We start from the raw sequence: 7,154 nt of genomic DNA, 5'->3' as shown, positions 1-7,154 counted from the left end.
GCCTGTAGCTGCTTGTCGAGGTCGCCTGCCTGGCCGCGCATCGCGGCCAGGCAGGCGACCTCGACAAGCAGCTACAGGCCGAGCGGAGCGCCGCCGGCCGGGCGCAGTCGCAGATCGACATGCTCAACGACCAGATCGGCGCGATGCGGCGCCAGCTCGCAGCCCTGGAGGATGCGCTGGCAGCCTCGGAAAGCCGGGACCGCGAGAGCCAGGCCCGGATCGCCGACCTCGGCAGCCGGCTGAACGTCGCGCTCGCGCAGAAGGTGCAAGAGCTCGCGCGCTACCGCTCCGACTTCTTCGGGCGCCTGCGCCAGATCCTCGGCAACCGCACCGACATCCGCGTCGTCGGCGACCGCTTCGTGCTGCAATCCGAGGTGCTGTTCCCGGCGGGCTCCGCCTCGCTCAAGCCGGAGGCCGGCCCAGAGCTCGATCGGATCGCCGGGGCGATCCTCGACCTCGCCAAGCAGATCCCCTCCGACCTGCCCTGGGTCCTGCGCGTCGACGGCCACACCGATGCGCGGCCCATCGCCAGCGCGCAATTCCCCTCGAACTGGTCGCTTTCGGCCGCGCGCGCCATCGCCGTGGTCCAGTACCTCGCCAGCAAGGGGCTGCCGCCGCAGCGGCTGCTCGCCGGCGCCTTCGGCGAGTTCCAGCCGCTCGATGCCGGCACAACCGAGGAAGCTTACGCCAAGAACCGGCGCATCGAGATGAAGCTGACCGAGCGCTGACGGTCGCTCAGCCCTCGGCGAACGCGCTCGGATAGGCGAATAGCCCCGGCACGCCACCGGTCATCAGGAACAGGACCGCATCGCCCGGCCGGTAGTGACCCGCCCGGATGTCGTGCAGCAGCCCGGCGAAGGCCTTGCCGCTGTAGACCGGATCGAGCAGCACGCCTTCGGTGCGTGCGATCAGCCGGACGGCCTCGCGCATCGCGTCGGTCGGGATGCCGTAGCCCGGACCGCGATGGCTGCCATCGACCACGACGTCGGACGGGTCCAGCGTCGCGCCGGGCTTGAGCAGCGCCAGGGTTGCGTTGGCCTTGGCCAGCGTCTCGGCCTCGGCCTGCTCCTGCGTCGCCAGCACAGCGTAGGATTTCGCAAGCTTCGCATCGCGCCCCATCGCGAACAGCCCGGCGGCGAGGCCGGCATGGGTCCCCGCGCTGCCGTTGGCGGTGATGATGTGGGCGAAGGTGACACCCATCGCCTCGGATTGCGCGACGATCTCCTCGGCGCACGCCACGTAGCCAAGGCTGCCGACCGCGCTCGATCCACCCGACGGGAACACCTGGACGCGCCGGCCCTCTGCCCGCAACGCAGCGGCGCGAGCCTCGGCTGCCGCCAGGGAATCGGCGTCGCCGGCCAACTCGTGGACGCTGGCGCCGAACAGGTCGTCGAGGAAGCGGTTGCCGTTGCCGGTGTAGTCCGGGTCGGTCCGCGGGACGGTGCGCGTGAGGAAAAGCTCGCAGGCGAAGTTTTCACGCGCGGCCGCCGCGGCCGTCAGGCGCGCATGGTTGGATTGCAGGGCGCCGACCGTGATGACGGTGTCGGCGCCATCGGAGCGCGCGGCCCCCAGCAGGAACTCGAGCTTCCTGAGTTTGTTGCCGCCCCCGCCGACATACGCGATGTCGTCGCGCTTCATGAAGAGGCGGACGCCGTTCAGCGCCGCGCCGAGGGCCGACGAGAGCCCGTTGAGCGGCTGGATCGGCGTCGGATGCGGGACCAGCGCAAGGCGCGGGAAGCGGTCGAGGTCGAGGCTCATGCCATCGATCTAGCGCATCGCGTCGCCGCGACGAACCGGGAAAGCCCCCGGGGCGAACGCTCGAAGGGCGCCTCGGCGAAGGCGCTACTCGCCGGCTGAGACGCTCACCCCGCGCACCCGCGGCTCCTTGCCCCGCGCAGTCTCGTCGAGCGCGTCGGTGAACTGGAGCGCGGCGAGCTGCGCGTAGAGCGCGCCCTGGGCGAGCAGGCTCTCGTGGGTGCCTTCCTCGACGATGCGGCCCTCGTCGAGGACGAGGATGCGGTCGGCGGCGCGGATGGTGGCGAGGCGGTGGGCGATGACCAGGGTCGTGCGCCCGCGCATCAGCCCGTCCAGCGCCGACTGCACCGCGCGCTCGCTCTCGGCGTCCAGCGCCGAGGTCGCCTCGTCGAGGAGCAGGATCGGCGCATCCTTGAGGATCGCGCGGGCGATGGCGACGCGCTGGCGCTGGCCACCGGACAGCGTCACGCCGCGCTCGCCCACCGGTGTGCCATAGCCCTGGGGCAGGGCGCGGATGAAGCCGTCGGCATGCGCTAGCTCGGCGGCGCGGTGGACCTCTGCGTCGCTCGCATGCGGGCGGCCGTAGCGGATGTTCTCGGCGACCGAGCCCGAGAACACCGTGGGGTCCTGCGGCACCAGCGACATGCGGGCGCGCAGGGCCTCCGGGTCGACGCGGGCGATGTCGACGCCATCCACCAGCACCCGACCGGATTGCGGATCGTAGAAGCGCAACAGCAGCTGCAGCACCGTGCTCTTGCCGGCCCCCGAGGGCCCGACGATGGCGATGCGCTCGCCCGGCGCCGCCGCGAAGGCGAAGCCGTCGAGGGCCGCGGTGGTGTCGCGGGTCGGGTAGGCGAAGCGCACCGCCTCGAAGGTGACGGCGCCGCGGGCCGGCACCGGCATCGGCACCGGGTCGGCCGGCGGCTTGATCGCCGGCACGGCGGCCAGGATCTCGCCGAGGCGTTCGGCAGCACCCGCGGCCTGGGCGAGCTCGCCGTAGACCTCCGAGAGCTGGCCGAGCGCGCTCGCGCCGAACACCGCGTACAGCACGAACTGCGACAGCTGCCCGGCGCTCATGGTGTGGGCGAGCACCCCCTGGGCCCCGTACCACATCACCCCGACGACGGAGGCCGAGATCAGGAAGATCGCCACGCCCGTGAGCAGTGCGCGGGCGCGAATCGATTCGCCAGCCGCCGAGTAGGCGTTCTCGGAGGCCTGAGCGAAGCGGTCGGCGGTGGCCGCGCCCATGCCGAAGGCCTGCATTGTGCGCACCGCGCCGACGGCTTCGGCGGCGTAGGCCGAGGCGTCGGCGAGGCGGTCCTGGGCGGCGCGCGAGCGGCGGCGCACGCCGCGGCCGGAAACGATCAGCGGGAACACGATCAGCGGGATCGCCACCAGCACCAGCACCGACAGGCGCGGGCTGGTGATCACCATCATCGCGACCGCGCCAACGAACAGGAACAGGTTGCGCAGCAGGATCGAGATCGAGACGCCGAACACCGCCTTGACCTGCGTCGCGTCGGCGGTGAGCCGCGAGACGATCTCGCCGGACTGCGTCTTGTCGAAGAACGCCGGGTCCAGCAGCGTCAGCTGCCGGAACACGGCGCTGCGGAGGTTCGCCACCACGCGCTCGCCCAGGGTCACCACGGTGTAGTATCGGGCGGCGCTCGACAGGGCGAGCACCGCGACGACGCCGAGCAGCGCCAGGAAGTAGGCGTTGATCATGCTCTCGCCCTCGGGCGAGAAACCGTGGTCGATCACCCGGCGCATGGCGATCGGCACCGTCAGCGTCGCACCGGACGCGGCAAGCAGCGACAGGAAGGCGGCGACGATTCGCCCGCGATAGGCCGCCGCGAAGGGGATCAGCGGCCGGAGCGAGCTCAACGGCGCCTTGTCGCGACCCTCGGCGGGCGGGTTCTTCTTGCGGGCCATCACGCCTCTGGTGTTTCGTCCCTCGTCCGCGCCACAAGCGTGCTTGTGAGCGGCCGGAGCCTGCGGTATACGCGCGCCTTCTTCCGATTGCGCGTGTGCAATGGCCGCGGGCCGCCAAGACGGGCCGTCGGCATCGCATGAGCGGTTCGCACGAACGTGAGGTTCGTGGCAACGGCCCGATCACAGAGTTTTAACCCACGGATCTTACGGGCGCGCCCTCCGCGCTCCCGGAGTTCGTGCACCGTCGAGGACGACACGTCATGGCAAAGAGCCCGGCCGTAAAGGCCCAAACGAATTCCGCCCCCGCGCCCATCGTCAAAGAGAAGAGGACCGGCGCGACGGTGCACCCCGAGTACCACTTCATCAAGGTCGTGATGACCGACGGCACCGAGTACCGGACGCGCTCGACCTACGGCAAGGACGGCGACACCCTGAACCTCGATATCGATCCGCTGACGCACCCGGCCTGGACCGGCGGCGAGCAGAAGATGCTCGATCGCGGCGGCCGCGTCTCGCGCTTCACCTCGCGCTTCGGCAACCTCGTCGGCCGCAAGTAGTCGGACGCAAGTAGTCATCGAATGCCCGGCCTCGCGCCGGGCGCAAACGAAAAGGGCGGCACCGCGGTGCCGCCCTTTTTGCGTTCCGGCCCGAGCCGGTCAGGCCTGGAGGCCGGGGAAGGCCGAGCGCAGGCGGTTCTGCTGGGCCGCGACCGGGCTCTCGACTGCGACCGGCGTCGGGCGGTCGTCCGAGATCAGCCCGTCGAGGTGCAGGATGCGGGCATGCAGGCGGCGCGCGCGCAGGATCACGTTCTGGAGCCGGACCGGCAGCAGCGTGAAGCTTTCGGCCTTCGGCGCCTCGGTCGCGGCGAGCCGCACCCGGTTCTTCTCCTGCAGGGCCTGGCTCGCGGTGAGCTCGCCCTCGGAGACGGCCCGCTGGACCAGCAACCACGACGCGATCTGCATCAGCAGGGTCGTCAGGCGCATGCTCTCGGAGGCGTAGGACAAGGTCGCGTCCCGCGAGATCAGGCGCGACTCGTCGCGGCCTTCGCCATCGAGGTAGGCGGCCGTCTCCTCCACCAGGGCCATGCCGTCGTGGAACAGGGTCCGGAAGGCTTCCGAGGTGACGTAGGTGCGGCCGAAGTCGACCCAGTCCTGCTCGTCCCGGAACGTGACGTCGTACCCGTTCATCCTACCTCCTGCGTCGCTGCCGGAGCCGGTGCCGTCCCATCTCGGAACGCGTCCGGCGTCTCAGCGACCCGTGCCGCAATCCTAGCGCCGATCCGGGGAGCGCGCCGCGACAACCCAACGGTAACCTTAACGGCGCACCCCGGGCGCCGCCTCACGATTGCTGAGACCGAAGCGCTCGCGAACACGCCTACGAATGGCCACGGCGATAGATGTCGCCCGACATCAAGGCCGAAGCGCGACGCCGCATGCGACGAGGCCGACGCGCCCGACATGCGTTCCTACCGCGTGGACGCCGCCGTCGCGCGCGACGCCGCCCATCAGACTCCCGCGAACACGCCGTTCGCGCTGTGGCACGCTGTGGCGCGCTGTGGCGCGCAGGCCGCACGCGCTCGTGATGTGCGCGCTCGCACCGGCGCGCCACAATATAGCCCGGTCGCCATGGAGTCTTAACCGTACCCGGACACCCTGGGCCCAAGGGAACAGGCGGAACACCGCCGGTTCCACTTCGCCCATCCATGGACCAGAGCCACCACGATGCTCATTCAGGCTACCACCCGCGCCACCCTGAGCCTCGCGCTCCTCGGCACCGTCGCCCTCGCGGCCCCGGCCTCGGCGCGTGAGGCCGCCGGAGCCGGCTACGCCCAGGCCGAGTGGGCGCAGGACTACGCCTCGCCCGCCGCGATGCAGGTCCAGCGCTCCTCGACGCCGATCCTGTCGCCGCAGACGGTGGCCACCACCGAGCAGATGGTCGAGCGCTACAAGGAGATCGTCTCCCGCGGCGGCTGGAAGCCGGTGTCCGGCGCCGACCGCCTGCGTATCGGCGCCCGCGGCCCGGTCGTCGGGGCGGTGCGTCAGCGCCTGATCGTGACCGGCGACATCGACCCGGTGGCCGGCAATTCCGGCGTGTACGATTCCTACGTCGCCGCCGGCGTGAAGCGCTTCCAGGCCCGCCACGGCCTGAGCCAGACCGGCACGATGAGCATGGCGACGCAGCAGGCCATGAACGTGCCGGCCGACATCCGCCTGCGCCAGCTCGAGATCAACGCGGTGCGCCTGCGCTCCTATTCGGGCAACCTCGGCAACCGCTTCGTCATCACGAACATCCCGGCGGCGCTGGTTCAGACCGTCGAGAACGGCCAGGTCGTGACGCTGCACGCCGCCGGCGTCGGCAAGATCGACCGCCAGTCGCCGATCATGAACACCAAGGCGACGCAGATCAACTTCAACCCCTTCTGGACGGTCCCGGCTTCCATCGTGAAGAAGGACCTCATCCCCAAGATGCAGAAGGATCCGAACTACCTCACCGACAACAAGATCCGCATCTTCACCGGCGAGGCCGAGATCCAGCCGTCGCAGGTGAACTGGAACTCGGACGAGGGCACGCGCTACCGCTACCGCCAGGATTCGGGCGCCGACTTCAACTCGATGGGCATCGTGCGCATCAACATCCCGAACCCCTACGGCGTGTTCATGCACGACACGAACACCAAGGGCGTGTTCGGCGACGACTTCCGCTTCATCTCCTCGGGCTGCGTGCGCGTGCAGAACGTGCGCGAGTACATCACGTGGCTGCTGAAGGACACGCCCGGCTGGGGCCGCGAGCAGGTCGAGCAGGCGATCGAGAGCGGCAAGCGCGTCGACGCCACGCTGTCGTCGCCGGTGCCGGTCTACTGGACCTACATCACCGCGTGGGCGACGCCGGACGGCCTCGTTCAGTTCCGCGACGACATCTACAAGCGCGACGGCGTGAACGTGCCCTCGACGATCGGCGCGGCCACCCCGGTCGCCAGCGCCGAGACCGCGCCGCAGAGCTTCGAGCCCGGCGACGAGGAGAACTAGGCTCGGTACCATCGGCCCTTCGAGGTTCGCTGAAGCGGCCCGCATCCACCCGGATGCGGGCCGCTCTCGTTCTCACACGCCGCTTCCTCCACACGTGGACGCAGGGACAAATCTTCGGGACGTACAGCCATCGCGCGCGTCCGCATTCGCGCTCAAGTGAGACGACCGAGGCCCCGCGGCCGTCGAGCGAGAGAACGTCGGATGGAACGCACGGCATCGATCCCCGCCTGGGTCGCGCGACGCGGCTGGAGCCGGCGAAACCCGCACTGGGTGCGGGTGTGGCTCGACCGCAAGCCGAAGGCCGGCGGCTCCAAACCGAAACCGTCGGAGACGCAGGCCTCGACCGCGACGATCCTGCCGTTCTCGCGGGACAAGGACTGGGCTTGATCGACGGCGGGCCTCGCGCCACGCGCTGGCGGCGTCGGGCCGGCAGGCATCGTT

General features: G+C 70.4%; 6 protein-coding genes and 1 pseudogene. 4 read left to right on the top strand and 3 right to left on the bottom strand.

Annotated elements, in window-relative coordinates:
* Positions 1-35: 35 nt before the first annotated feature.
* Positions 36-728, top strand: a pseudogene (locus tag FV222_RS13175) (peptidoglycan -binding protein); the annotation flags it as partial.
* Between the two features lie 7 nt (positions 729-735).
* On the opposite strand, the gene FV222_RS13170 reads toward FV222_RS13175, so the two are convergent.
* Positions 736-1,758, bottom strand: a complete 1,023-nt coding sequence (locus FV222_RS13170) for a D-cysteine desulfhydrase family protein (protein WP_147761542.1) — start codon at positions 1,756-1,758, stop codon at positions 736-738.
* 84 nt (positions 1,759-1,842) lie between these two features.
* Entirely contained in the window at positions 1,843-3,687 is a 1,845-nt protein-coding gene (locus FV222_RS13165) for an ABC transporter transmembrane domain-containing protein (RefSeq protein WP_147761543.1), read from the bottom strand.
* A 311-nt stretch (positions 3,688-3,998) separates the two neighbouring features.
* Between FV222_RS13165 and rpmE the strand changes: the two genes are divergently transcribed.
* Positions 3,999-4,244, top strand: coding sequence for a 50S ribosomal protein L31 (gene rpmE / locus FV222_RS13160; protein ID WP_147753167.1), 246 nt, complete (start codon positions 3,999-4,001; stop codon positions 4,242-4,244).
* A gap of 99 nt (positions 4,245-4,343) precedes the next feature.
* Here rpmE and FV222_RS13155 read toward each other — a convergent pair whose 3' ends face one another.
* A complete protein-coding gene (locus FV222_RS13155) occupies positions 4,344-4,874 on the bottom strand; it encodes a DUF1465 family protein (RefSeq protein WP_147761544.1) in 531 nt (176 codons plus the stop codon).
* A gap of 534 nt (positions 4,875-5,408) precedes the next feature.
* Between FV222_RS13155 and FV222_RS13150 the strand changes: the two genes are divergently transcribed.
* Positions 5,409-6,713, top strand: a complete 1,305-nt coding sequence (locus tag FV222_RS13150) for a L,D-transpeptidase family protein (RefSeq protein ID WP_147761545.1) — start codon at positions 5,409-5,411, stop codon at positions 6,711-6,713.
* 201 nt (positions 6,714-6,914) lie between these two features.
* On the top strand, positions 6,915-7,100 hold the full coding sequence (locus FV222_RS13145; RefSeq protein WP_147761546.1) for a hypothetical protein: 186 nt from the start codon (positions 6,915-6,917) through the stop codon (positions 7,098-7,100).
* The last annotated feature ends 54 nt before the right edge of the window (positions 7,101-7,154 follow it).

This window comes from Methylobacterium sp. WL103 (assembly GCF_008039885.1).
GTDB lineage: Bacteria > Pseudomonadota > Alphaproteobacteria > Rhizobiales > Beijerinckiaceae > Methylobacterium > Methylobacterium cerastii.
The sequence above is the reverse complement of the archived record's forward strand: the minus strand, read 5'-3'. Positions and strand labels throughout refer to the sequence as shown.